The organism is uncultured Marinobacter sp., assembly GCF_947488835.1.
In the GTDB taxonomy this organism is placed as follows: domain Bacteria; phylum Pseudomonadota; class Gammaproteobacteria; order Pseudomonadales; family Oleiphilaceae; genus Marinobacter.
Genome location: NZ_CANLBK010000003.1, coordinates 454841 through 480750 on the forward strand (window position 1 = coordinate 454841; position 25910 = coordinate 480750).

Below are 25910 nucleotides of genomic sequence, written 5' to 3' on the forward strand. Positions count from 1 at the left end.
GGACAAACAGCATGTGTGGCATTGTAGGTGCAGTTTCGGAACGGGACGTTCAGGGCATTCTTCTTGAGGGCCTGCGCCGCTTGGAATACCGGGGATATGATTCAGCTGGTATGGCCGTTCTGGATGGCAAGAGCGCCGTTCAGCGCGCTCGGGAAGTGGGCAAGGTAGCCTCGCTTGCGGCCGCCATTGAAGCCCGCCCGCTCACCGGCTATCTGGGCATTGCTCACACTCGCTGGGCAACCCACGGTGTGCCATCGCAGCTCAATGCTCACCCGCACATGTCTGGTGACCGCCTTGCAATCGTGCACAACGGTATCATCGAGAACTATCAGGAACTGCGTGAGGAGTTGAGAGCCGACGGCTACAAATTTACCTCTGAGACCGACACCGAAGTTGTTGTGCACTTGATAGAGAAGAACTATCGCGAACTGGGCAAACTGTACGATGCGGTGAAAATCTCGGTTACACGGCTGCGAGGAGCTTATGCGCTGGCCGTGGTGCACGCTGACGAGCCGGAGCACATGGTGGTTTGCCGTGAAGGTAGCCCGCTGGTTATTGGCGTAGGTATCGGTGAAAACTTCATTGCGTCTGATCAGCTTGCTCTGCTGCCTGTTACTGACCGCTTCATGTTTCTGGAAGAAGGCGACCTTGCGGATATTCGCAAGGATCGCATCGAGATTCACAATCGCGACGGCAAACCTGTTGAGCGTGCGATCAATCGGTTCGAACATGCCGCCGACTCAGCAGACAAAGGCGAGTACCGCCACTACATGCTCAAGGAAATTCATGAGCAGCCCAGAGTTATCAAGGCCACTATTGAAGGTCGCGTAACCGGCAGCCATGTTCTCGAACAAGCGCTTGGTACCGAAGCGGGAAACCTGCTGCAAGATGTTCGTCACGTACAGATCATTGCCTGTGGCACGAGCTATCACGCTGGGATGGTAGCGCGTTACTGGATTGAAGATTTGGCAGGCATACCCTGTTCAGTGGAGGTTGCCTCCGAATTCCGTTACCGCAAACATGTGATCCAGAAAGACACCTTGTTTTTGTGTATTTCCCAATCCGGTGAAACGGCTGACACCTTGGCAGCACTGCGCCAAGCCAAAAAAGCCGGTTTCCGCGCGGCACTGGCTATTTGTAATGTACCGGGCAGCACGTTGGTAAGAGAATCAGATCTGGTTATCATGACCCAGGCGGGCCCCGAAATTGGCGTTGCTTCCACTAAAGCCTTTACGACCCAGCTAACAGCGCTGCTAATTTTTACTCTCGCGCTGGCACGAAAAAATGGCTTAAGCGAAGAGCGTGAAGCAGACATCGTGAAAGCCCTTCATCTGGTCCCCGGCCAGGTAAATGACGTGTTGGCACTGGAAACTGAAATTGCTGACATATCCATGCGTTTCATGGACAAAAACCACTCCCTGTTCCTGGGCCGTGGATCTCAGTACCCCGTAGCAATGGAAGGTGCCCTGAAACTAAAAGAAATTTCCTACATTCACGCAGAAGCCTATCCCGCAGGCGAGTTGAAGCATGGCCCGTTGGCATTGGTAGACAGCGAGATGCCGGTAGTTACCGTTGCCCCCAACAACGACATGGCCGAGAAGCTGAAATCGAATCTCGAAGAAGTTCGCGCCAGAGGCGGTGAACTATTCGTGTTTGCAGATCGTGCGGCGAACATAAAGCCGGAAGATAATATCCACGTGATACAACTCCCGGAAGTGCACGAAATCACCGCACCGATTGTATATACCGTGCCGTTACAGTTGCTGTCGTATCACGTTGCCGTGCTTAAAGGCACAGATGTGGACCAGCCCAGAAACCTCGCAAAGAGCGTGACGGTGGAATAAATCTGCAACACACGGCCTTCTTCGGCGAATAAAGCTTGGCCTCTGGTGAAATTTCGAAGAAGGCGGTGTGTAAAAGAGCGGCTCTTATTCCCTTATGTAAAATTGTGTAATAATATGTGCGTAGAGTTAACAGGATTTAACTTTTCTACGAACAAGGAATGTTAACAGACTATGTTTTCAAATCTGCTTGCCAGGACTGTGCTTTCTGCCAGCCTTCTAGTACCTGCGTTATCCGCTCATGCTGCTGTTATCAATTTCACAGATTGGGCATTCAATATTGATGGCGTAGTCTCCGAGGCATACTTGGGTGATGCGATGCCGGGAGATGGCTTCCTGGACCCTTCGACCGGTCTGGGTTCTTTGTCCTTTGAGCTGTCTGGCGCGGGAAATCACTCATGGATCGGGTTCCTGGATCTGGATTTTGATGCCCACCTGAATACCTACCTTAACGAATATGGCTTAGCTCACGGCGCCGTTGCTAGTGGTCAGAGCTGGCAGATTGACGAGCCGGGTTATGCGTTTGGCACTATCTATGACAACGTGATTGCGGGCGCTTTGGACAATACTAACCATCTGCCATCTGACCGCCCGGATGATGTGTCTCTTGCTCTAGGCTGGAACTTTGACCTCGCACAAGGTGAAACGGCACTCATCACACTGACGCTGAGCGACATGCTGGCAACCTCCGGCTTTTATCTTGAACATGTAGACCCCCAGACTGGCCCAGGCTTCGACGACACTGCATCGGTGTACTTCTGGAGTTCCCTGGAGATCTTCGGGGCGAACGTGCCAGTTACAGTTCCTGAGCCTGGTTCCCTGGTATTGATGGCGCTGGGCCTGATAGCCGTATCGACACGACGTTTGCGTTACACACCTGCCTGAGATAACACTAAGAAGATAATGCAATCCGCCGGGTGACGCCTTCGCGCCTGGCTGGCATTCGCCTGATGACAAGGACGTTAATAATGCTCACCCTGACTTCTTTCCGATCGTTTGTTGTATTTGCAATGTTGCTGGCAGCTCCTATGGGCTTGCTACAGGCCGCATTGCTATCACCTGATGCCATAAACGTCTCTATCGCGCAGGGACAAAGTGTTACGGTGCAGCGCTCCATCACTCTCAGTGAATCCGGGCCTGCCGCTAACCGTGTGGATGTGGTTTTCCTGGCCGACAACACGGGCAGCATGGGGGGAGCCGTTAAAGCCGTTAAGGATAACGCACGTGCTATTTTGGATGCGATTGCAGGAGAGGACCAACGATTCGAAGGGGTAGACGTTGCCTTTGGGGTCGGGCGATATCTGGGTGATCCTCGGGAGTTCGGGTCTGCCGCTAACGCGGCCGACCGTGCCTATCAGCTTCTCCAGCCGGTCACTGAAAACAAAGACGATGTTCAGGCAGCTATCAATCAGTGGTACGCCCGGGGTGGCGGAGACGCTGCAGAAGCGAATTTCTTTGCTCTCCATCAGGTAGCAACGTCGGGAGGCATCACCGATGGTGAGGGCTCTACCGACCGAGGTTATTCAACAGGCGCTGACACCGGATGGCGTGATGGTGCAGCGAAGATCATAGTGTGGTTTGGGGATGTCCATTCCCACACATCTAGCGTAAGCATGCAGGAGGTCATATCCGCTCTTGAGGTGAACGGAGTGTCTGTCGCTGCGGTAAACACGCGTGGCTCAAGGCAGGGAATCGATTCAGGTAGCCAAGCAACTGACATAGTGACCGCAACGGGTGGTGTGCTGGTCAATGGCGTTCAGAGTCATGCAGCCATGGTGGATGCCATTCTCAGTTCAGTCGGCACCGTGACCTCTCGCGTTAATCTTGAGCTGCAGGCTCGTCGTGATACATCCGGCATTGCGGTTTCTTACGAATGCGCTTCACCAGAAGGTTGCGAGGATGTTCCCTCAGGGGAATCCCGCCTGTTCAATATGACAGTGACCGGACATGTGCTGGGGGCCTACGATTTTGAAACCTACGCACCGAGGCTTTCAGGTGTATCTGGCAGTGATCGCGTCACCGTTCGCGAGTGCGTCAGCGATGTTCGCACTCGGGCGAAGACCGGTCGTGTTCAGGTCATGTGGTCGGATACCGGCGCCCATCATTACTCTGTCCAGCGTTCGGATGCTGCCGATGGTCCTTTCGAAGAACTGGTGACGACCACCAACCGCTATTCAACCTATCTTGATACCGGTGTGCAGAACAACAACACCTACTATTACCGCATTGCCGAAATGGATGCTGCTGGCGCCGCTGTCTGTGAGTCTGGCGTGGTATCGGCAGTTCCTCGGCACATGCGTGATCGTCCCGAGCCAGTGAACCATGCTCCTGTCATTTCCAGTACCCCGTCTGAAAGCGCTACACAGGGCGTAGGCTATATTTATCAGATCCTGGCCTCGGATCCGGATGGAGATGCACTGAGTTATCACCTCGATTCTGCGCCTGTGGGTGTGCAGATTGATAGCAATACAGGTCTCGTGGAATGGACCCCTGGCCGCGATGATGTGGGCAATCAACAAATCGTCATCGGCGTAGAAGACCCACTGGGCCTGAGGGCCACGCAGCTGTGGACTGTCCAGGTAGAAAAAGTCAATGAAGCACCCAGGATCACGTCTTCGCCTGTGGGCTTTGCCCGTGTTGGCCAAGCCTATGAGTACGCCGTAAAAGCAGCTGATCCGGATCCGACCGATACGCTGATTTATGTTCTTGGTACCGCCCCTGCAGGAATGCTCATTGATTCGGCGACGGGCGTTATAAGCTGGACACCGGCAGACAGTCAGGCCGGCCAGAATCCTGTGTCTGTAACTGTGGAAGATCCGTCAGGACTGTCGGACGAACAGTCGTTCAGCATTGAAGTTACTGCCGTTAATCGTGCTCCAACAATCATCTCGACACCGATCGCTAATGCAGCCACCGGGGTTGAATACAACTACCTGATTGAAGCTCATGATCCTGATGCCGGTGATTCGCTCAGCTATGCGCTGATTAGTGGTCCGTCGGGCATGACAGTTGATGCGAATAGCGGCCAGTTAAGCTGGACACCGACATCGGGTCAAATTGGCGTAAGCGCAGTTGAAGTCAAGGTGGAAGACGCCGCTGGCCAGTCAGATACGCAGACCTTCCAGGTTGAGGTTGTTGTTAGCGGGAACCCGCCCATTATCGATTCAGTGCCCGTGACGACTGCATTTGCGGGAGAGCTCTATCAATACTCCGTAATCGCTTCCGATCCGGACGGTGATGCGCTTGTTTATCGTTTGAGTGAAGCACCAGCTGGCATGTCGGTTTCAGAAAGCGGCACGGTAAGCTGGGCTCCATCAACGGCTCAGGTTGGCTCCCACCCGGTTACTGTTGTTGTAGAAGACGACAGAGGTGCGTGGGTTTCGCAGGCATTTGACTTGGTTGTGACGGAAAAGAATACGGCTCCTGTGATTACGTCTGCTCCTGCACCAGGTGTGGAGCTTGGTAGAGCCTATGCCTATCAGGTGATTGCCAGCGATGATGATGGCGATGCTCTGACCTACAGCCTGCCTCAGGCGCCTGCTGGTATGGTCATAGTGGCAGATTCTGGTGTCGTTTCATGGGTGCCTTCCCCCTCTCAGCTTGGCAATCATTCGGTCAGGGTGCTTGTTAGCGACGGCAAGGGTGGCAGTGCCAGCCAGAGCTTTACGGTTGTTGTCACAGAGCGGCCCAATGTTGCGCCTGTCATCACCAGTGCAGCACCGACATCGGTCGTGGTTGGCGAAACTTACAGCTATCAGTTGATGGCAACGGATGCTGATGGTGATGCCGTCACGTTTGGGGCTGTCAGCATGCCGGCCGGGATGACAGTAGATACGTCCGGTTTGGTAGCTTGGTCGCCCGCGTCTGCGCAGGTTGGAATTCAGAACGTAAGATTTTTTGCCGACGACGGTAAGGAGCGCTCCTACCAGAATGTCGCTATTGAAGTTGTTGAAGCCATACAGCCGTTGCAGGTTGAGCTGACCGCCTCCCCTCAAACGGTGGATGAAGGCGATATCGTATCCATTCTGACGGTGGTCACTGGTGGTAAAGGTGAGCGCACAATAAATTTGAATGTTGATGGTACCCCTCTGCCTGTCAATGGCAGCGGAGAAGCAATGTGGACCGCCGTCGGCACGGGCGTAAAGATTATTACCGCCACGGTGAGTGACACTGAAACCTCAGTAACAACCACCGCAACAGTGACTGTGCGCGATCCCGACGATACGGCCAGTCCTGTGGTAACACTGGAGGGGCCAACTGACGGCACCGTTGTCACTGCACCCACAGAAATCATTGCCACCATCACTGACGACAACCTTGCCGGTTATGAAGTGCTTGTTGCGCCATCCGGTACCGACCAGTGGCAGGTGATTGCCAAGGGCGATGCCAACCAGAATTCGGCCGCCGTTGCGACTTTTGATCCCACGATGCTGACCAATGGCCAGTACGACCTGGCCATCATTGCGATCGATGTTAATAACCTCTCAGCTTCTGACATGATGTCTCTTCAGGTTGAGGGCGATCTTAAGGTTGGTAACTTCAGCATAACCTTGCAGGATCTGGAGGTTCCGCTGGCAGGCATCCCCATCCAGGTGACCCGGACGTATGATAGTCGCAGACGTCATGAAACTCTGGATTTCGGCCACGGCTGGAGCGTGGGCTATCAGGACATAAAAGTAGAAGAATCCAGAGTTCCGGGTCGCTACTGGGCACTGAACGAATACCGAAGTGGCCCCATGGGAATGCTAACCGATTTCTGTATCGAGCCCTTGGGTGCGCCAGTGATTACCATCACGCTGCCTGACGGTGATGTGGAGAAATTCGAGACCTCAGCGTCGCCTACCTGCAATACCTTAACCGTAATTCGGGATGTGACTCTCAAGTTCACGCCGGTTGGTGACACCCGGTCGACCCTTCGGGCTTTGAACGACAACAATGCCTACTTCATGGGCGACAGCCTGGTGGAAAATGGCTACTACTCCAGCCCAGTGGACCCGAGCCGGTATGAACTGACCACAGAGACCGGCTACAAATATACCCTCGACCAGACGTTCGGCATCGAGAAGGTGACGGACCCCAACGGCAATACGCTGACCTACACTCAAAATGGAATCTTCCATTCAAGCGGAAAGTCCGTCGTTTTCGAACGGGATGGTGATGGTCGTATCACCGCCATTGTTAAGCCAGGTGGAGAGCGGCTGGTCTATAGCTATGACGGCGAAAACAACCTCATCGCCAGTGCCGATGCCATGGGTAACGCGACCCAATACACCTACAATCGCAGCCATGGCCTGCTGGACATTATTGACCCCATGGGCCGGCGCATGGTTCGCAACATCTTTGATGAAAGCGGCCGCCTGATTGCCCAGGAAGACAACGAAGGCAATCGCACCGAGTTCAACCATGATGTAGAAGGCCGGCAGTCCAGCGTCACCGACCGCAAGGGCTACACCACCTTCTACTACTACGACGAGCACGGTAACGTTACTACCCAGGTGGATGCCGCCGGGAACACCTGGAACTACGCATACGATGCTCAAGGTAACCAGATCAGCCAGGTGGATCCCATGGGTAACACCACCCATGCGAATTTTGATGCGCGCAATAATCAGCTTAGCGCCACGGATGAACTGGGGAATACGGTCGCGTTTACGTATAACAGCCGAGGCCAGGAACTGACCATTCAGGATGCTCGTGGGAACCTGTTCCGGAATACCTACGACACCGTAGGCAACCTGCTGAGTGTTACCGATCCTGAAGGCAATATTGCCGGCAATAATATTAATGCCAAGGGGCTCGTGACCCGCAGTACTGATCTGAACGGCAACGCCACCAATTACACCTACGACAGTGATGGCAACAAGCTTACGGAAACAGATCCGCTGGGCAACACCACGCGTTATACCTACGACGCTAACGGCAACGTGCTGACCGAAACACGCTCCCGGACTGTCGGTGGCGCTACCGTTGATGATGTAACTTCTTACGTATACAACGCCAATGGTCAGTTAACTGTGACGGTTTACCCTGATGGTAGTACGACCGCTACCGAGTACGACCTGGCCGGAAATGAAACGGCGACGGTTGATGGCCGTGGAAACCGGACCGAATACCGGTACGACGCCTATGGCCGATTGGTCGAGACGTTACACCCTGACGGCTCCATTGAAACCAAAGCCTATGACGGGGAAGGAAACCTGGTGTCGCAAACCGACGCCTTGGGCCGGACCACTACCTATGCTTACGATGCCCTGAATCGGGTTGTCCGCACAGTCTATCCAGATGGTAGCCATACCAGTACGGCCTATGACGCCGTCGGACGGGTAATCCGGGAAACTGACGGCCTGGGCAAGGTTACTCAGTACGAGTACGACGCAGCCGGGCGCAGGACCGCGGTAATCAATGCTCTCGGTAACCGACACAGCTTCAGCTACGATGCCGATGGCAACCTGGCGAGCGAAACGGATGCCCGTGGCCACACCACAACGTATACCTATAACACTCTGGATCAACGGATCAGCACGCGCTTCCATGATGGCACGGAGTTGCTTTCCGACTACGACGCTATGGGCCGGCTGTTATCGGAGACAGACCAGAGGGGCCGCAAAACGGAATATCAGTATGATGCGCTTGGCCGCCTTACCAAGGTAACCGATGCCACGGGTGGAGAAACCGCGTACACCTACGATGCGGCCGGTAATAAGCTCACCCAGACGGATGCTGAAGGCCGGACAACCCGCTGGACCTACGACAGTGAGGGGCGCGAACTGAGCCGGACGCTGCCAATGGCTCAAACGGAAACCTCTGTCTATGACATCGGAGGCAACCGCGTAAGTCATACTGACTTTAACGGTGACACCACCAGCTATTCCTACGATTCACGCAGTCGCCTGGTCAGAATCCGCTATGCCAGTGGAGATGAGGAAAGTTACACCTACGATGCAGTAGGCAACCGGCTGACGGCTACTTCAACGGAAGGCACCACCCAGTACGTTTACGACAGCATGGGACGCCTGACGGAAGAAACCCAGCCTGGTGGTTCGGTAATACAGTACCAGTACGACAACTCCGGTAACCGGACGAGAGTGACAGTTCTGGCGGTCGGTGATTCGGTCACATCCAACTACACCTACGATGTTCTTAATCGGCTGCAAACAGTGACCGACAGTGAGGGCACGACTACCTATACCTACGACGCTGCGGGCAATCGCAAGTCGGTCACTTATCCAAATGGAAACGAGACCGCTTACGACTATGACGCACTTAATCGCCTGACGGTGCTGACCACCACCAATGCCCTGAACCAGGTATTGGCAGACTACCGCTATACGCTGGATGCAAACGGGCGGCGGACCAGCGTTGAGGAACGCCACAATGGGCGGATGGCTCTGTACAGTTACGACCAACTGTACCGGCTGACCAAGGAACTGGTGACAGACCCAATCAATGGCAATTACAGTGCTGAATACCAGCATGACAAGGTTGGAAACCGGACCTACAGCATCATTGATGGTGCGCACACCAGCTACACCTACGATGACAACGATCGCCTGACGGCCCAGGGTGCTGTCCAGTTCACCTACGATGCCAATGGCAACACCTTGACCGAAATGGATACAGGTGTGGTGACCAGGTACCGTTACGACGGCGCCAACCGCCTGACCGAAGCACAGACGCCGGGCGCGACAGTCACTTTCGGCTACAACGCCGACGGCATCCGCACCCGCAAATCGAACGGCGGCCAGACCACTCGATATGTCGTGGACAGCAACCGCGATTACGCACAGGTACTGGCAGAAGTCGCCAATGGAAGCTCGGAGGTCAGCTACACATACGGCGACGACCTCGTCTCCCAAACCCGTGGAGGCATCACCTCGTACTATCTGTACGACGGCCACGGCTCCACCCGCGCACTGGCGGACGAAACCGGTTCTTTAACAGACGGCTACCATTACGATGCGTTCGGGGTGTTGGCGAACAGCCAGGGCTCGACCGAGAACAGCTACCTCTATACCGGTGAGCAGTACGATGCCTCTCTGGGCCAGTATTATCTGCGGGCAAGGTACTACGCCCAGGACCAGGGGCGGTTTACGCAGATGGATACGTGGATGGGCCACAGTAGTGATCCAATTACGTTAAACAAATACATTTACGGTAACTCGGATCCTGTTCGCTTTGTTGATCCAAGTGGGTATTTTGGATTGGCTCAAATTGGCGCAGCTCTGAATATTCGTGGAATTCAATCGACCTCTGCACAAGCATCATTCAGAGTTACAGTGAGAAAGATTGGTAAAGAACTAGCTTGTGTTGCAATCGAAGAAACAGTAACTAATTTGATTGTTCAGCAGTTAACAGGCGGAATTTATATTCTCGCGGATAATGGTGCAGGCTACGTTGGTAGAACGAACGATTTCGATCGCAGGATGCAAGAACATACGCGCAGTAGCAAACGGAAGGTTGAAAAGGTGCTTGCTTTGTTTCATATGGAAATGGATAAAAATGAGCAGCGTCTTATAGAACAGTTTTTTATGGATTTGTTTAGGGAGGCGAACGAGCCTTTGACAAATAAAAATAATTCTATTGCCAAAAGACCATCATCTAGAAACTCTCGAAGCTTAAGAAAAATGATAGATAGGTTGGATTTTTGTGACTGATAGACTCAGCTCGAGGAAAAATATTTTGGAACCACAGGCAGTAAATACAATAGTAGAGGAAGCTGAATCATTGAAAGAAGCAGTTTCTGGTAGCCTGAAGGGGCGCATTCCGAATGAGTTAAAGCATTTGTTCAAAGAAACTTCTTTGTTTTTTCAAGAAGAGGTTCTTGCTCAATGGCGTAGTCAGGAGCGTTATGATGAATTGGTCGATTACATAATTTATCAATATGAGGAGCACGGGGGAGAGCAATTTTGGAAACAGATTCTTTTAGACCTGAGATTAAAGAAAGGTGAAGGAAGCGCTTTTAGGATGTTGGAAGGTCTCCTGCCTGCCAGGTTAGACCGGGTTAAAGTGTGTAGCAAAAATTTAGAAAAATACCCAGAAAATTATCTGAGTGCGGCTAGTCTCGGGATTGCAAAAGGTGAGGCTTTGAAAGTGCTTTATGAGTATGCCTATATATTAGAGAACAAGCCTGCAGACCAGATTGATAAGGCTAAAGTTAAAAAGGTAAAAACACAGATAGAAAAGGTGCTTACTGCGTAGCGCCAGGTATCAGTTTCGGATCGGTTGCAACTGGGCGCGACGGTCACCTCTTGCTACAACGCCGACGACCTTCTCGCCACCCACGCACTGTCGGACGAAACCAGCTTTTTAACAGACGGCTACCACTACGATGCGTTAAGCATAAATAATAGTTCGGTTGAAAGTCCGGTTTAAAAAAAAGCACTAGGTTCAGTAATATCCCAACAGTTCAGATATTGGCAGGGCCGACACAGAAGAAGCGATAATGACGACGATTGCACAGTTAACAAAAGCAGGTAAAGAATATTTTATCCCTGCTATTGAAAAGTACGGTTTCAAGCATGATGGGAAGTTGGTGTTTTCTCGTGTGGTTGGTGACGGGGTTCATCAGGTTATAGCTGCAGAGCTTAGTTATGGTGAGAATTTGAAGTTTATTATTACCTGCTTTGTAGAGGAATTTGATCCCAAATACATGGAAAGGTATCCGATGAATATACCGATTACATCAGGTGGCGAATTGGGCGAGGCCCTCGTGGCGGGTGAGTTATGGGAAGTTGATACGCTGAATAATATTGATAAAGTGTTCGAGGATATTGAGATCAATGTTATTAAGTATGCTTTGCCTTGGTTTAGTACGGTTGAATCCAGAAAGGACTATGTTCGAGTTCTTTATCCGCATTTAAAAGAAGAACTTGAAGAGAAGAATAGGATCAGTTTTGTTTTAAATGCGGAAAAATAATCATGTCAGATGCACTGCAGGTTTTTTTAAAGAGTGATTTGGTTCCTGGTTTGAATAATGCGGTTTTGAGATTGCAGGAAAAAGGCTTAAAGCTGGAAGAGTGGAAGAAAGCTTCGTCATTAACAGATGTTGATGGATTTTGGCCAGGAAAACTCAATGGAGAAGATGCAGGTTTTGAATTCTCTATTGACGAAGTTGACGATGATGACCTTGAAGCCTGGGATGTAGAGCAGAGTCAGCTTGAAGGTCGAGATCTAATGATGGAGCTCTGTTATTACACCGAAATGGATTTGGCTGCAGCGGTTTTGTTTATCTCCTTTATTTGTGAATCGTGTAATGGAATTACATTTGATGAAAACGATGAGCTGACTGTAACGGCCGCCAATTTAAAGCAGTGGAGAGAGGCACTGCTAGGGCAGATCCTTTAGAGTAAATTGTTAAATAACCTGTTTTTACCCTCCCGATCGGAGGTAAGAAACGATGAGCCTTGCACTTCCAAAAGATAAAGGCCTTGGCTACAAAGTTCCCGCAACACTGGCCAAAAAGCTCGAAAGGAAGTTCTCGCTAACGAGTGAAGCGTGTCTGGATAATGCTGTGTGTCTGGCCAACTACCTGTTTGCTTTGGGTGAAGTAGATCAGGCACGTGAGCTTCTCGAAAGCTTTGTTTTTGATGTACGGTCTGTTGAAGGACGCCGAGACCTTTGGGGGTCAGTGGGCCATGGGCTGATTTTGCTGGCTCACATTTACCGGACAAGCGAGCCCGATAAAGCATCCCGTATTATTGCGGCGTTGGATGAGGACGATTTTTATACGTCCGCCATGACCAGGTACGAGATCTTTCAGAGCGATTTTAAGAGCCATCAGAATATTATGGACTACGCTTTCACCGAGACTCCCAAGTATAAATGCGAAGTCATCGGGCAGGAGGCGTTAAACTTTCTCTACTTCCATGAAATGATCCCGGTTACCCGGGAACCCCTACCCGCTGACTTCGCAGATACCTTGCGAGGCCTTATTGATGATTGCTATCACCATCTACGAGAAGCTCTGGCTGAATCCCGGGTGAAGGGGCGTAAGCAGTCGGGAGCGAAAGCCTCGGCTCTGTCAGAGGCAAAGCAACATGCGGATGCGACGGTGTTATTCTCCGGTCAATTAAGCATCAACTATGGACAATTTTATGTGGATGAGGTCACTCCACAAAACGAAGGCGACTACCTGTTAGTTGAGCGGGCCTTCAGCGGTCAGGCTAATGGGCTATGTGGTGGAGCCCAGAAAGGAAAGCTCTTTCTGGTGGCAGGCCCGCAGACCGGAGCCATCTTGATCGATGTGCTCCTGCATTCGTCGAAACCTCCAGTGGATGAGACGTTTGAAGACGCCGTCGAGTGCAGCATGCAGGTACCGGAAAACCAAACAGGCCTGTGTTCATGGGCTCACGAAGAAACCTATACCCTGGATCTTCCCCCTGGAAGTTATCGGGTGCGCTGCAGCATTTCCGGAATGGATCGAGATTACGCCGAAGATGATGAAGATGTGGATGTGCCAATATCCGGCCAGCGATACTTGCTGCAATTCTGGCCAGCCTCCGCGGCTAAAGACCAAATTCTAAAGGTAGGTAGCGAAACAGCTGCCTATTGGCACGGCACGCTAGAAACCGATTGAGCGCCTGAACCAGGGGGTGCAGGCTGATCTCGACGCTGAGGTTCTTATGAGTGTTGTCATTACAATAACCCAAGTTGACTGCCGTAAAGCCGATATCGTGGAGACAGTGGTTTTAAGTCTCGAGGCGCCGAACGAAGGAGAGCGGTTTGAGGTTACCAAAGATAATTTGATTATTTTTGGCGGAGTATACGAATTTCAGCTTTCGGTATCCTGGGTGAATATGGCGGTGAGTTTCTCACTGATAAACGAAAGCGATGCTGTGCTCCGGTATGGCGGTGTAGTGACCGGAAACACACACTTAGACGTTTCGCTTGGCGCGGGTCAGTTAGTTGAAGTGCTGTTGGAAGTGAAATAAGAAGATGAGCATAAGTATCCCGGCTGATCTTGCCGGACCAAAAACGGTTGTAAGCCTCGCCAATTCTTTGCGTAAGCGCTTTGACCTGACTCGATCCGGGGATCTTGAAAAGGCGATTGAATTGGCGTGCTGCCTTCAGGTACTAACGGCCCGGGCTAACTTTGTGCGTTATATGGACAGCTTTATTTACGATATTCCATATAAGAGCAACAGCTACGCATGGGGGCACAAATGCGACGGTTTGGCGCTATTGGCCTACGATGCGGACTCCCACAGCGACGACTCCCTGCGAACAAAAGCACTTGAAATCATCACCAGTAAGAATTTTGACGCGAATGACCTGGGTTGGCTGCTGGAAAACGCTCGGGGTGAGATAGAGGCTGACAAAGAAGAGCGTGAAGGTGCCGAGCTGTTAGCGCAAGCGGGAGAGGTGCCGGACCTCACTGTTAAGGAAAAGCAGCAGGGTCATTATTCGAGAATAGTGCTCTTTGCGTACTATCACCAGCTACTGAAGGCCTTCATACCGGATCTGGCTGTGAAGGAAGTTGAAGAGCTGGCTGTGTTGATTGAGCGCGAAAGGTGGAGCCTCAGGGAAATGTTGAGCTAGTGCGGAAGTACGAGGGAACGTAGATCAATAGTCAAATGCTGACCGGATAGTTATGAATAAGGACCTGTATTCCGAAATATTGAAGGCGCTTGTGTTGGCTGCGGAAAAATTCCCGGCTGGCAATGGTGATGTCTCTGAAGAAATTAAGGAGGATTTCGAAACAATCATCGACGAATGCGACATCAGTAGATGGAGAGTAAATGTCGATGGATGCACTAAGGGCGTTGGCAATATTCTTTCTGATCTTGATGTGTCTATTAAAGAAGGCGACCGGCAGAAATGTGTCGAATCAATCGCGATGTTGAGGTGTGCTATCGCGGATATAGCGTCAGCTTTTTCGAACGCGATGGACAGCATGGAAGGCCTTGTGGTTACTATTCGTGATGAAAAAGAATGATAGATCGGATTGGCAGCTAAAATAAGAACGCAATGGAGCGCAGATTGGTTCTATGAATTCTGATGAGTTCGGCTCATTGTGCACGCGTTTGATAAACGAAGGCGCCGGCCGGCATACACAGGACACGATAGAGAAAATGCATGTGCTCTGTGATAAGCAGTGGCACACCTATGAGCTTCCATCGCCGGGAATCAGGAAGGCCACAGGCCATTGGGTGCACGAGTACCTCAATACCGCATCGCCTGATCCGGAACTCGCTGCAAAGGTTGTCTACTGCTTTGGCCTCAACAGGAAATTACTGGCGCAAATAATTGAATGTTATGGGGACTATGTAGATTTGAGCGAGTACGAGGAGGACTTGGAACACTCTGATGGGGATTTTGTCGATCCTTACTGGACACTAAGAAAAGCTGAGTAGATGTAAGCTGTTTAACAACCTACTTGATGTGAGACCTGATGAAGGGCGCTGTTACCCGAAATGCACCGGATGAGCTAGAGTATTGCAAGGACGAGTGTGAAAGGAGCGACATGAAACAGCAGACTGATCAGGCCCCCCTAGAACTCAAAGATAGAAGCTTGTCATCTCTGCTGACCGCATTGCAGCAGAACAAATTCAGTGCCAGCCAACTTCTTGAAAGCTGCCTCAGCAATATCGATCAGTTCGATGACCCTGCCAATCAGGTGTACACCGCCCGCTTTGATCGCACTGCCAGAGCTGAAGCCGCCGCTATTGATACACTGCAACAGGGCAGAGTGCCAATGGGGGAACTTGCCGGGCTACCCATTGCGCTAAAAGTGCTGTTCGATGTGGCTGGTGAGGTAACTCACTCGGGCTCAAAATGGTGGAGCCAGAAAGCGCAAAGTGATGCGTTGATTGTCTCCCGCCTGCGTAGGGCTGGAGCGGTTATTACCGGCCACACCAACATGACCGAGTTCGCCTACTCCGGGCTTGGGCTTAACCCCCATTACGGTACTCCCGCCAACCCTCTGGCACCGGGCCGCATATCTGGTGGCTCATCCTCCGGAGCTGCAGCGGCGGTTGCCTTTGGCATGGCCGCTGCAGCCATCGGTAGCGATACCGGCGGGTCGGTGCGCATACCTGCGGCTTTTTGTGGTTTGGTAGGCTTTAAACCCACGCAAAGACGCATACCTCGTGATGGCGTATTCCCCTTATCGCAAAGCCTGGATTCTATCGGTCCCATTGCCCGCACAGTTGGTTGCTGCGCGCGCCTGGATGCCGTTATGGCCGGCGAATCCAGGCAAAAGAACAACTCGGTAGATTTGCGCGGTCGTCGCTTCGTGGTGCCTGTTAACTACATGCTGGATGATATATCGCCGGGTGTTGCCGCTGCCTTTGCCGATAGCCTCCGCAAGTTGCGCGAAAGCGGTGCTCAGATTGTGGAAGTACAGATTCCTGTGCTGGATGCGTTGCCGGATCTTATGCTGAATGGCGGGCTTGCAGCAGCCGAAAGCTATCACGTTCACCGGCACTGGCTGCAGCAACGTGGAGACGAATACGACCCGCGAGTGCGGGAGCGCATGCTGCGGGGCGCGGGCATCAGTGCTGCGGATTATCTTGACCTGCTGCAGCGCCGGGTGGCTCTGAAAAAGCAGGCAGACCAATGGCTCAATGCCTATGACGGGCTTCTTGCACCCACCGTGGCTATCGAGCCACCCCTGCTTGCGGAGCTTGAGAGTGACGCGGAATACCTGCGCCTGAATCTGCTGGTACTTCGCAACCCCACGGTCGCGAACCTTCTCGACTTGTGTGCTATCACACTGCCGAACCACCAAGCCGGGGATCTGCCCAGCGGCCTGATGCTGGTTGGCCGGCATGGCTCAGACAGCACTGTACTGGGTGTCGCACAAGCGGTGGAACAGGTTCTGAAGCAGTGATCCGGAAGCCTGTGCTCGAATCCGCCGGGCTGGACGGCTGGATTGTCCGGTTGTTTGAAACGATCGACGAGGGCAACCTGCCTTGGCTGTCTGCATTGTCACACAGGTGTGAACAGGCCTTTGGCGACGCGCTGATTGATCTGGTGCCTTCCTACACCACTCTTCTCGTTGTGTTTGATCCGATTACTTTATCGTCTTCAGAGGCCCGGGCCATGCTGTGCCAGGTATTGGTGGATCTTGAGCCGGATAGCGGCGTTCACGACGGGCAGGTACACGAACTTCCCACCTGGTACGACATCAGCGTAGGCCCGGACTTGCCTAGGGTGGCGGACCACACCGGCCTGGCGGTTACCGATGTGATCGAAGTCCACAGCCAACGCACTTATCGGGTGTTTGCTCTGGGTTTTGCACCGGGCTTTGCTTTCAAAGGATTAATCGACCCTCGACTTGAATGCCCACGGCTTGATACGCCCCGCAAGCGAGTGCCGGCCGGCAGTGTGGCGCTGGCGGGCCGACAAACAGCCGCCTACCCGACAGACACCCCCGGAGGCTGGAACTTGCTGGGGCGTACCAGTGCCCGGTTGTTCGATCGGCAGCGTGAAGGGTTCAGCCTTCTGCGGGTTGGCGATCAGGTGCGCTTTGTTTCCGTCAGCCGCGAAACCTTTGAGCGTGAAGGTGGGAACAGCAAACCTATGGAGCTGGAATCGTGAGCCACCGGGAGAAGCCGCAGCCAAGCATACAGGTGCTGCGCGCCGGCCCTCTGGCGCTATTGCAGGACAGCGGAAGGTTTGGAGTGCGCCATCTGGGCGTTACTCAGGGCGGCCCGGCCGATCTGTATTCCTGGGCTTGGGCCAATCACCTCACCGGCAACCCTTGGGGTACCGCCAATCTGGAAATAACCTTCGGCGGCTTGCAGCTAGTGGCCGAAAGAGACCTGGACATCGCTATTGCCGGCGCCGATCTGGGGGCCACCCTCAACAATGAGCCTATTCCTTTGTGGCAGCGAGTGCGCTGGAAAGAAGGCGAGGTTCTGGCATTTGTCGCGCCGATCAACGGGCTACGCGCGTATCTGGCGGTATGCGGCGGCTTTGTCGCAGAGCCGGTTCTGGGGAGTGTGGCCAGCGTCGTCCGGGAAGAGTTGGGTGGGTTTAGCGGCAAGGGCTGCAAACTGGCTGAAGGAGATCAGTTATCTGTTCACGCTGGCGGAAAGAATTGTGGCCAAGGCTCGATGCAGGCGCCTAAGGAGGCCAGACCTGATTTCAGCCAACCTGCTGTGCTGGACCTACTGCCGGGGGCGCAAATTGCTAATTTTACCGGCCGCAGCCTGTTTGACGCATTCAACACCTGGTGGCAGGTGGATGATCGCGCCGATCGCATGGGCGTTCGCCTGATCGGCCCCAAGCTGCACTGCAACATTCGTAGCCTGGTTTCCGAAGGAATCAACCTGGGCGGCGTGCAGGTGCCGCCGGATGGGCAGCCTATCGTGCTGCTGAACGACCGCCAGACCATTGGCGGTTACCCCCGATTAGGTTCGCTATCGCCGCTGTCAGCCTCCCGGCTGGCCCAATGCTTACCGAAGCTGCCCGTGCGGCTGGTTGCCAGAGGGCACGAGGCTGCGCTTCGAGAGTACAGATCGTTCAGGAAACAGTTCGAGCCTGGGCGTGCCAGTAATGTTATGTTATAACGTGTTCGCTTAAAAACAGTATTTAGACGATGACAAAGAATCAACCCATGACACACAACTCGACACTCATTCCCACGCACCTGGTGCTTGGCTTTCTCGGCGCCGGCAAAACCACGGCAATCCTCAACCTGCTGAAGCAGAAACCGGAAGGCGAGCGCTGGGCGGTACTGGTGAATGAATTTGGAGAAGTGGGTATCGACGGGGCCTTCCTGTCCAATCAGGGCGTGGCGGTGAAAGAAGTACCTGGCGGCTGCATGTGCTGCGTTTCTGGGCTGCCTATGCAGATGGGGCTCAACAGCTTGATCAGCTTTTCACGCCCTGACCGGTTGTTTATCGAACCAACCGGGCTGGGCCACCCGGCACAGGTGATCGAAACGCTGACCGGCGAGTTTTACAAGGATGTGGTGCACCTTTCGACGTCTGTTTGCCTGGTTGATCCGCGCCGGCTGGAAGACGAGCGTGTGCTTGCCAGCCGGCAGTTCCACGACCAGGTTGCAGTGGCGGATCTGTTGGTGGCGAGCAAGGCAGACCTGTGCTCGGGTGATCAGCTAGCAGGGTTCGACGCTTGGGCCAGCGATTGGCAACCGGCAAAGCGGCGCATCGGGCAGATCAGTGGAGGGCAGCTTCCCCTCGAATGGCTGGCAGGGGATTCCGATCGACTGCCCGCGCACTTTCCTGAAAGTCACCATCATCACCATCATGGAAAAGCCCTGGCAGAAAAACCCTCACTGGTGGAGGAACCCTGGCAGTCCTATTTCAACAAAGGTGACGGATTTACCAGCATGGGTTGGCGCGTTCACAAAGATTGGGTGTTTGATCCGATTGCGTTGCAAAGCCTGGCCAGTAATGGGGAGTTTGAGCGTTTCAAGGGGGTGGTACATACCAACAGAGGCTGGTGGATGTTCAATGCCGTGGAGGGCGCACTGACACTGCTGGAAACTGAGCCCGCGGATGAATCCCGGGTTGAAATTATCAGCCGCGCGCTGAAGCAAAATGATCTGGATCACGAACTCCGCAGTGCCTTGGTAGTACGGACATCTGCCAGTACTAAAGGATAGGGCTATCCTGTATCTTTGTCGCATTAACCGGCGCAGGAATGTCAAGGAAGATAAAGGCATGGCGCCATATACTGTTGTCGACCGCTAACATAAAAGAACCCCGCAATGCCCACGACCGTTTTTTCCGCGTTTTCCAGTAACTTTCTTGGTAAGGCTCCCGTCTGGTACAAGCAGATTATTCTGCTGTTTTTGATCATTAACCCGATCGTTATGTATCTGTTAGGGCCGGTTTCTGCGGGCTGGTTGCTTATTGCAGAGTTTATTTTCACTCTTGCCATGGCGTTGAAGTGTTACCCGCTATTGCCCGGCGGTTTGCTGGCAATAGAAGCATTATTGATCGGCCTTACCACGGCGGATGCGGTGTATCTGGAAGTGCTGACCAATTTCCCGGTTATTCTGCTGCTGATGTTTATGGTGGCAGGCATCTATTTTATGCAGGATCTGCTGTTGGTCGCATTCACCCAGATACTCGTTGGGGTGCGATCCAAGTCCGCGCTCTCACTCATGTTCTGCATGTCTGCCGCAGTGCTGTCAGCGTTTCTGGACGCCCTCACAGTGACGGCGGTTATTATCAGCGTTACCGTCGGCTTTTACTCGGTTTATCATAAAGTTGCCTCGGGCAAGGGCTACCAGAGCAGCGACCACAATTCCGACAGTGATGACGAAGTCATCGAACTGCACCGAAACGATCTGCAAAACTTTCGGGCGTTTTTGCGCAGCCTGTTGATGCACGGCGCCATTGGTACTGCACTGGGTGGCGTTGCAACTATGGTGGGTGAGCCCCAGAACCTGTTGATCGCCAAAGTAGTGGGCTGGGACTTCATCGGATTTTTCCTGCACATGGCGCCGGTTAGCGTGCCCGTGCTGATAGCGGGGTTGGTAACCTGCTGGGTGCTTGAGAAAATGCGTTGGTTTGGTTATGGCGGCCGGCTTCCCAAACCGGTACGGCGGGTGCTGGAAGAGTTTGCGGATGAGGAACGTGCCAAACGCACCAAGGCAGATGAGGCCGCGCTTTGGGTGCAGGCGGCTGCGGCGGTGATTCTGGTGGTGGGCCTGGCCCTTCACTTGGCGGAAGTAGGCCTGATCGGGTTGCTCGTTATCATACTGATCACCTCGTTTACCGGTGTAACCAGCGAGCACCAGATAGGAAAAGCCTTTCAGGAGTCGCTTCCGTTTACGTCGCTATTGGTTGTGTTCTTTGCGGTGGTGGCGGTGATTCATGAGCAGCATCTGTTCAAGCCCGTGATCGACTACGTGCTGTCACTTCCGGAGGGGCAGCAGCCAGGCATGTTCTTTATTGCCAATGGCTTGCTTTCGATGATCAGCGACAACGTATTCGTCGCAACGGTGTACATCAGTGAAATCAAGCAGGCACTGGATGCTGGCAGTATCAGTTATGAGCATTTCCAAAGTCTTGCTGTTGCCATTAACACAGGCACCAACCTTCCAAGCGTGGCGACGCCGAATGGTCAGGCAGCCTTCCTGTTCCTGCTGACTTCTGCTATTGCACCCCTGGTTCGTCTATCCTATGGGCGAATGGTCGTAATGGCGTTCCCCTATACGGTCGTGATGGGCGGTGTTGGTCTGTATATGGTCATTTATCATATTTGATGCCTTTTCACAGGGCATTGCTAATCTCATCTCAGGTAGTTTGAAAAGTCCGCATACCTTCAATATGTCGGCACAACCAACGTATCGTTACTATGCGCAGACTCTGGAATCGACATTTAGCCCCGGCACACTTCCGGGGCCTGGCAGCCCGAATCGTAATGGTGGTTGCAATGCTGGCGACAGTTACCCTCTCAGGGCCTGTCTTGGCTGACATTGCCAGGAAAAAAGTGCGCATTGCGTACACGGAATTTCCCCCCGCTGAATACCGGAATGAACAGGGCGAACCGGCAGGTTTCTTTGTTGATCTAACCAGAAAGGTTGTCGAGGAAGCCGGTTATGAGCCCGAGTTCATTTACCTGCCTGTGAGCCGGGTTTATTTGTACCTGAAAAGCGGCGCGGTTGACCTGTTTCCCGGCCTTTCCGGTGTGCCGACTCTCAAGTACGAGGTGCTTGAGAGTTGGGTAAATGTTTATCCAACACGGCTGAATGCCTGGCATCTGGAAGATTCAGAACCACTGACCCACTTTGATCAACTGGAAGGAAAAACGGTCATTGTGATCGGGGGGTACACCTATGGTGGCTTGCTGTCATGGCTTGAAAAATCAGGTCGTATTCGACTTACCGAAGCCCCTAACAGCCGAGCTGCGCTCGAGATGCTAAAACTCAAGCGCGGTGATTACGTGCTGGATTACCGCGAAACGGTGAGCGACATGCTGACTCGCCCATCAGACAGCAAAATTCGTGGTTCGGAAGTAAGGTCACGCTACTCGGCTTGGTTGTACTCTCTGGCGAATCCCCGCGCAGCAGTGCTCCGGGAAGATCTTGACGATGCCTACCTCAGACTGGTCAGCCGAGGCGAGACGCCGCCCGTGCGAGCGTTCAAGGCTGGCTTTGTTATCCCCGGGTTCCCTAAAGAGCATCTTTAGCCTGAATTTCTAATCCTGTTTCGCCTTTGTTAGAGAGATATCGCCGTACCAGGCACTTGCCTGTTCACCGGTATTGTCTGAATCCGACATGATGGCGATGCCCCGAATGGGTGGCGGGTTTTCCCCGAAGGCTTTGCGATAGTCCGCCATAATATCCCGCTCTATGGTTACCCACTCACCGGCATTCCCGCTGCCCGAGTTAACGGCAATCATCATGGTTTTGTCGGTATAGGGGTTGGCTATGAATTCGCCTTCCGGCAGGGTGTTTGCCCAGATGTAGTTCAGTGCATTGCCTGGCAGTTCCTCACCAAACAACACTTCCACTGTTTTGCGCTTGGCCCGCTCGAAAAAGCCTGCTTTCTCGGGCTCGAACTCGAAGGCGACGTAGATCCGGGCAGGGTAGTCATCACCGGATTTTTTCCGGGCATCACCCTTGGCAAACACATTCGATACCTTCCAGCGCCAACTCAGCATCGGCGAGTCTTCAGGCATTATATTCAGCCGCGTGATCAGCCCGGATGCTCCGCCTGAGGTTTGTGCTTTGACAACCTGGGCGCCGTTCTCACGGGTGAGCTCGTAGTGCGAATGCTGATCTATATTGGGAAATTCCAGCGGCTCCCAGCCATCGGTCAGCGACTCCATTTTCGAGAAAGGGGGAAGCGTAGCCTCCTGTGCCAGCAGGGGCAGGGAAGCCAGGCTGAGCAAAGCAAACACCAGCCAGGTATGAGTGCGGATTGAGATAATCATGAAACCTTCCCACTTTTCTGAGTGTTCGTGATAGACCGGCAGATTGGAGAAAGGTGCCTTGTCTCTCCAAATTTTACCGTATATAGTGCCTACATCCTTGGTTGAATACCAAATATGGTATTCGGGAATCCGGTGAGAATCCGGAACTGACGCGCAGCGGTATTGGGGAACGAGCGTGGCATAAAGACACTGGCTTAGGCCGGGAAGTCGCCACGCAAGGCAGAGCCTAGAGGTTCATGCCCCTGAGTCCGAAGACAAGCCAGGGAATACACACTGTACCTTCGCGACTCAGGCGCCTGCATTTGGCCCTACAAGGTGAGCAGCAACAAACAAGGCATGATTCAGCCGCTGTATAGCGATTAAAGGCTGATGCTGACGTTTGTCCTGCGTACGCGAAGGTTACGGAATTAACGCGTATTCAGGAGAAAACCGCATGTCTGCGACCGCTCTGGCCGAGCCCCAGCTCTCATCACCATCCGCCACAGAAGCCCTGCAAGTCATCAAGCGCAACGGCAATCTGGTCAGCTTTACCCCATCCAAAATCAGCGTAGCCGTTACCAAGGCTTTTCTTGCTGTTGAAGGCGATGAAGCCGCAGGTTCTGCCCGTATTAACGACGCTGTTCATCGGGTAACCGAGCAAGTGGTGCAAGCTATCAGCCGTCGCCTGAAAGCCGGTGGCCGGGTACACATCGAAGACATACAAGACCAGGTAGAACTGGCCCTGATGCGCGCAGAAGAGCAGAAAGTCGCCCGCGCCTACGTACTCTACCGCGAAGAACACGCCCGTGAACGCGCCCTGCACGAGCCAGTAGAAGCCCACCCAACCCTCACCGTAAAATTGGCCGATGGCCGCACCGCCCCGCTGGATCTCGGCCTGATGAAGCAGCAGGTCGACAAGGCCGCGCTAGGGCTGGAAGGCATAGAAGCCGAATCCCTGGTGGACGAAGCCATTCGCAACCTCTACAACGGCATCGATGAAGCGGAAGTGCTGAGCGCCCTGATTATGACCGCTCGCGGCCGTATTGAGCGGGAGCCAGACTACAGCGCCGTCACCGCCCGCTTGCTGCTGGAACAACTGCGCCTTGAAAGCGTGATCGCACTGAACCTCGATACGAGCCTTAGCCTCGCTGACGTTTACCCACAGGCCCTGAGCGCCTTTATCCACGCCGGTATTCGCTACGAACTGCTGGATGAAGCCATGGCTGCGTTTGATCTCGAACGGCTGGGTGCGGCGATCAAACCCGAGCAAGACCAACAGTTTGGCTTCCTCGGCCTGCAAACCCTGTACGACCGTTACTTCCTGCACTGGAAAGAAGATCGTCTGGAGCTGCCACAGGTATTCTTCATGCGCGTCGCCATGGGTTTGGCACTGCGTGAAGACGACCCCAACAGCCGCGCCCTCGAGTTTTATAACTTGTTGTCGTCGTTCGACTATATGGCTTCCACGCCCACGTTGTTCAACAGCGGCACCCGCCACTCCCAGTTGTCGTCCTGCTACCTCACCACCGTGGGCGATGATCTGGAAGACATCTACGGCGCCATTCGCGACAACGCCATGCTCTCGAAATGGGCTGGCGGTTTAGGCAACGACTGGACACCCGTGCGCGCACTGGGTTCCCGCATAAAGGGCACCAATGGCCAAAGCCAGGGCGTAGTGCCGTTCCTGAAAGTTGTGAACGACACCGCCGTCGCCGTTAACCAGGGCGGCAAGCGCAAAGGCGCCGTATGTGCCTACCTGGAAAGCTGGCACCTGGACATCGAAGAGTTTCTGGAACTGCGTAAAAACACCGGTGACGAGCGCCGCCGTACCCACGACATGAACACCGCCAACTGGGTGCCGGACTTGCTGATTGAACGCATGCGCCAAGACCGCGACTGGACTCTGTTCAGCCCCAGCGACGTGCCGGATTTGCACGACCTGTACGGCAACGAATTCCGTGAGCGTTACGAGCACTACGAAGCCCTCGCTGCGGAAGGCAAAATCGAGCTGTTCAAAACCATCCCGGCCAAACAGCTGTGGCGCAAAATGCTGACGGTACTGTTTGAAACCGGCCACCCGTGGATCACCTTCAAAGACCCCTGCAACCTGCGCTCGCCGCAGCAGCACAAGGGCGTGGTCCACAGCTCCAACCTGTGCACTGAAATCACCCTGAACACCAGCGCCGACGAAATCGCCGTGTGCAACCTGGGCTCGGTGAACCTGGCCGCCCACATCGCCAATGGCGAGCTGGATGTTCAGCGCCTGGAACGCACCGTAAACACCGCCGTGCGCATGCTCGATAACGTTATCGACATCAACTTCTACGCTGTACCTCAGGCGCGCAACTCCAATCTGCAACACCGCCCGGTGGGCCTCGGCCTGATGGGCTTTCAGGATGCGCTTTACGCACTGGGCCTGCCGTACACCAGCCCGAAGGCGGTAGAGTTTGCCGACGTTGCCATGGAACAACTGAGCTACTTCGCTATCCGTGCCTCGGCGCAGCTGGCGGCAGAACGGGGCGCTTATGAAAGCTACGAAGGTTCCCTGTGGAGCCAAGGTATTCTGCCCATCGATTCCATCGAACTGCTGAAAGCTGCGCGCCTTGAAGGCGACCTGAGCGTGAACACTGAAAGCCGTTTGGACTGGGCTCCCGTGCGCGAGCTGATTGCCCATTACGGCATGCGAAACAGCAACGTGATGGCCATAGCGCCCACCGCCACCATCTCCAATATCGTGGGTGTGTCGCAATCCATCGAGCCGGCGTACCAAAACCTGTTTGTGAAATCGAACCTATCCGGCGAGTTCACCGTGGTGAACCCCTCACTGGTGCGCGACCTCAAGGCGGTCGGCTTGTGGGACAACGTGATGGTGAACGACCTCAAATATTTCGACGGCAGCGTGCAGCAAATCGAACGCATACCCACCGAACTGAAATCCCGCTACGCCACCGCGTTTGAGATAGACGCCCGTTGGCTGGTAGAAGCCGCTTCCCGCCGCCAGAAATGGCTGGATCAGGCCCAGAGTTTGAACCTGTACATGGCCGAACCCAGCGGTAAGAAACTGGACGAGCTGTACCAGTTGGCGTGGGAACGTGGTTTGAAAACCACTTACTACCTGCGTTCGCTAGGTGCCACCGGCGTGAACCAGCAGGATGCCCCCGTGGCCGCACCGCAACCACAAGTATGCAGCATTGATGAACCCGACTGCGAAGCATGTCAGTAACCACTTACTTT

At 53.7% G+C, this 25910-nt stretch carries 19 protein-coding genes and 1 riboswitch; of the genes, 18 read left to right on the forward strand and 1 reads right to left on the reverse strand.

What is annotated here, in order from left to right; translation table 11 throughout:
• The first annotated feature begins 11 nt into the window (after nt 1–11).
• The 17 genes from glmS to Q0824_RS13560 all read left to right on the forward strand — a co-directional run bounded on the left by glmS (nt 12) and on the right by Q0824_RS13560 (nt 21950).
• Nucleotides 12–1844 (forward strand): glutamine--fructose-6-phosphate transaminase (isomerizing), encoded by a 1833-nt coding sequence (glmS, locus tag Q0824_RS13480; RefSeq protein ID WP_298451575.1) that lies wholly within the window; start codon nt 12–14, stop codon nt 1842–1844.
• Between the two features lie 171 nt (nt 1845–2015).
• Nucleotides 2016–2726: a PEP-CTERM sorting domain-containing protein gene (locus Q0824_RS13485; protein ID WP_298451578.1), complete on the forward strand. Its 711-nt coding sequence runs from the start codon at nt 2016–2018 to the stop codon at nt 2724–2726.
• Between the two features lie 83 nt (nt 2727–2809).
• The gene (locus Q0824_RS13490) at nt 2810–10495 is read left to right on the forward strand and encodes a putative Ig domain-containing protein (protein ID WP_298451581.1); all 7686 of its coding nucleotides are present in this window, start codon (nt 2810–2812) and stop codon (nt 10493–10495) included.
• Nucleotides 10488–11039 carry a hypothetical protein gene (locus tag Q0824_RS13495; protein WP_298451584.1) on the forward strand — a complete coding sequence of 184 codons (552 nt, stop codon included), beginning with the start codon at nt 10488–10490 and terminating at the stop codon, nt 11037–11039. Before Q0824_RS13490 ends, Q0824_RS13495 begins: the two co-directional genes overlap by 8 nt.
• Before the next feature lie 244 nt (nt 11040–11283).
• Nucleotides 11284–11757, forward strand: coding sequence for a hypothetical protein (locus Q0824_RS13500; RefSeq protein ID WP_298451587.1), 474 nt, complete (start codon nt 11284–11286; stop codon nt 11755–11757).
• Nucleotides 11758–11759: 2 nt separating this feature from the next.
• Nucleotides 11760–12185, forward strand: coding sequence for a hypothetical protein (locus tag Q0824_RS13505; protein WP_298451590.1), 426 nt, complete (start codon nt 11760–11762; stop codon nt 12183–12185).
• Between the two features lie 52 nt (nt 12186–12237).
• Nucleotides 12238–13416, forward strand: a complete 1179-nt coding sequence (locus Q0824_RS13510; RefSeq protein ID WP_298451595.1) for a hypothetical protein — start codon at nt 12238–12240, stop codon at nt 13414–13416.
• 46 nt (nt 13417–13462) lie between these two features.
• On the forward strand, nt 13463–13771 hold the full coding sequence (locus Q0824_RS13515; RefSeq protein ID WP_200205266.1) for a hypothetical protein: 309 nt from the start codon (nt 13463–13465) through the stop codon (nt 13769–13771).
• 4 nt (nt 13772–13775) lie between these two features.
• Nucleotides 13776–14378, forward strand: a complete 603-nt coding sequence (locus tag Q0824_RS13520; RefSeq protein ID WP_298451600.1) for a hypothetical protein — start codon at nt 13776–13778, stop codon at nt 14376–14378.
• Between the two features lie 52 nt (nt 14379–14430).
• Entirely contained in the window at nt 14431–14775 is a 345-nt protein-coding gene (locus Q0824_RS13525) for a hypothetical protein (RefSeq protein WP_298451603.1), read from the forward strand.
• Nucleotides 14776–14827: 52 nt separating this feature from the next.
• Nucleotides 14828–15193 (forward strand): hypothetical protein, encoded by a 366-nt coding sequence (locus Q0824_RS13530; RefSeq protein WP_298451606.1) that lies wholly within the window; start codon nt 14828–14830, stop codon nt 15191–15193.
• Between the two features lie 110 nt (nt 15194–15303).
• Nucleotides 15304–16671, forward strand: coding sequence for an amidase (locus Q0824_RS13535; RefSeq protein ID WP_298451609.1), 1368 nt, complete (start codon nt 15304–15306; stop codon nt 16669–16671).
• Nucleotides 16671–17381, forward strand: coding sequence for a 5-oxoprolinase subunit PxpB (gene pxpB / locus Q0824_RS13540; RefSeq protein WP_298451698.1), 711 nt, complete (start codon nt 16671–16673; stop codon nt 17379–17381). The genes Q0824_RS13535 and pxpB overlap by 1 nt, the downstream gene beginning before the upstream one ends.
• Nucleotides 17378–18355: a biotin-dependent carboxyltransferase family protein gene (locus Q0824_RS13545; protein WP_298451612.1), complete on the forward strand. Its 978-nt coding sequence runs from the start codon at nt 17378–17380 to the stop codon at nt 18353–18355. Before pxpB ends, Q0824_RS13545 begins: the two co-directional genes overlap by 4 nt.
• A gap of 47 nt (nt 18356–18402) precedes the next feature.
• Complete coding sequence (locus Q0824_RS13550) at nt 18403–19413, forward strand: GTP-binding protein (RefSeq protein ID WP_298451615.1); 1011 nt, start codon at nt 18403–18405, stop codon at nt 19411–19413.
• A 105-nt stretch (nt 19414–19518) separates the two neighbouring features.
• A complete protein-coding gene (gene nhaB / locus Q0824_RS13555) occupies nt 19519–21024 on the forward strand; it encodes a sodium/proton antiporter NhaB (protein WP_298451618.1) in 1506 nt (501 codons plus the stop codon).
• A 92-nt stretch (nt 21025–21116) separates the two neighbouring features.
• Nucleotides 21117–21950, forward strand: a complete 834-nt coding sequence (locus Q0824_RS13560) for a transporter substrate-binding domain-containing protein (protein WP_298451620.1) — start codon at nt 21117–21119, stop codon at nt 21948–21950.
• Nucleotides 21951–21959: 9 nt separating this feature from the next.
• Here the strand turns inward: Q0824_RS13560 and Q0824_RS13565 are convergent, their stop codons facing one another.
• Complete coding sequence (locus Q0824_RS13565) at nt 21960–22697, reverse strand: DUF3047 domain-containing protein (RefSeq protein ID WP_298451623.1); 738 nt, start codon at nt 22695–22697, stop codon at nt 21960–21962.
• A gap of 81 nt (nt 22698–22778) precedes the next feature.
• Nucleotides 22779–22976: riboswitch (cobalamin riboswitch) on the forward strand.
• 154 nt (nt 22977–23130) lie between these two features.
• On the opposite strand from Q0824_RS13565, the gene Q0824_RS13570 reads away from it, so the two are divergent.
• Complete coding sequence (locus Q0824_RS13570; protein WP_298451626.1) at nt 23131–25899, forward strand: ribonucleoside-diphosphate reductase subunit alpha; 2769 nt, start codon at nt 23131–23133, stop codon at nt 25897–25899.
• The last annotated feature ends 11 nt before the right edge of the window (nt 25900–25910 follow it).

Bases quoted from the DNA above. Each gene is read 5' to 3' on its own strand.
- glmS (WP_298451575.1), top strand. From the start codon at position 12: ATGTGTGGCATTGTAGGTGCAGTTTCGGAACGGGACGTTCAGGGCATT.
- Q0824_RS13485 (WP_298451578.1), top strand. From the start codon at position 2,016: ATGTTTTCAAATCTGCTTGCCAGGACTGTGCTTTCTGCCAGCCTTCTA.
- Q0824_RS13490 (WP_298451581.1), top strand. From the start codon at position 2,810: ATGCTCACCCTGACTTCTTTCCGATCGTTTGTTGTATTTGCAATGTTG.
- Q0824_RS13500 (WP_298451587.1), top strand. From the start codon at position 11,284: ATGACGACGATTGCACAGTTAACAAAAGCAGGTAAAGAATATTTTATC.
- Q0824_RS13505 (WP_298451590.1), top strand. From the start codon at position 11,760: ATGTCAGATGCACTGCAGGTTTTTTTAAAGAGTGATTTGGTTCCTGGT.
- Q0824_RS13510 (WP_298451595.1), top strand. From the start codon at position 12,238: ATGAGCCTTGCACTTCCAAAAGATAAAGGCCTTGGCTACAAAGTTCCC.
- Q0824_RS13515 (WP_200205266.1), top strand. From the start codon at position 13,463: ATGAGTGTTGTCATTACAATAACCCAAGTTGACTGCCGTAAAGCCGAT.
- Q0824_RS13520 (WP_298451600.1), top strand. From the start codon at position 13,776: ATGAGCATAAGTATCCCGGCTGATCTTGCCGGACCAAAAACGGTTGTA.
- Q0824_RS13525 (WP_298451603.1), top strand. From the start codon at position 14,431: ATGAATAAGGACCTGTATTCCGAAATATTGAAGGCGCTTGTGTTGGCT.
- Q0824_RS13530 (WP_298451606.1), top strand. From the start codon at position 14,828: ATGAATTCTGATGAGTTCGGCTCATTGTGCACGCGTTTGATAAACGAA.
- Q0824_RS13535 (WP_298451609.1), top strand. From the start codon at position 15,304: ATGAAACAGCAGACTGATCAGGCCCCCCTAGAACTCAAAGATAGAAGC.
- Q0824_RS13550 (WP_298451615.1), top strand. From the start codon at position 18,403: ATGACACACAACTCGACACTCATTCCCACGCACCTGGTGCTTGGCTTT.
- nhaB (WP_298451618.1), top strand. From the start codon at position 19,519: ATGCCCACGACCGTTTTTTCCGCGTTTTCCAGTAACTTTCTTGGTAAG.
- Q0824_RS13560 (WP_298451620.1), top strand. From the start codon at position 21,117: ATGCGCAGACTCTGGAATCGACATTTAGCCCCGGCACACTTCCGGGGC.
- Q0824_RS13565 (WP_298451623.1), bottom strand. From the start codon at position 22,697: ATGATTATCTCAATCCGCACTCATACCTGGCTGGTGTTTGCTTTGCTC.
- Q0824_RS13570 (WP_298451626.1), top strand. From the start codon at position 23,131: ATGTCTGCGACCGCTCTGGCCGAGCCCCAGCTCTCATCACCATCCGCC.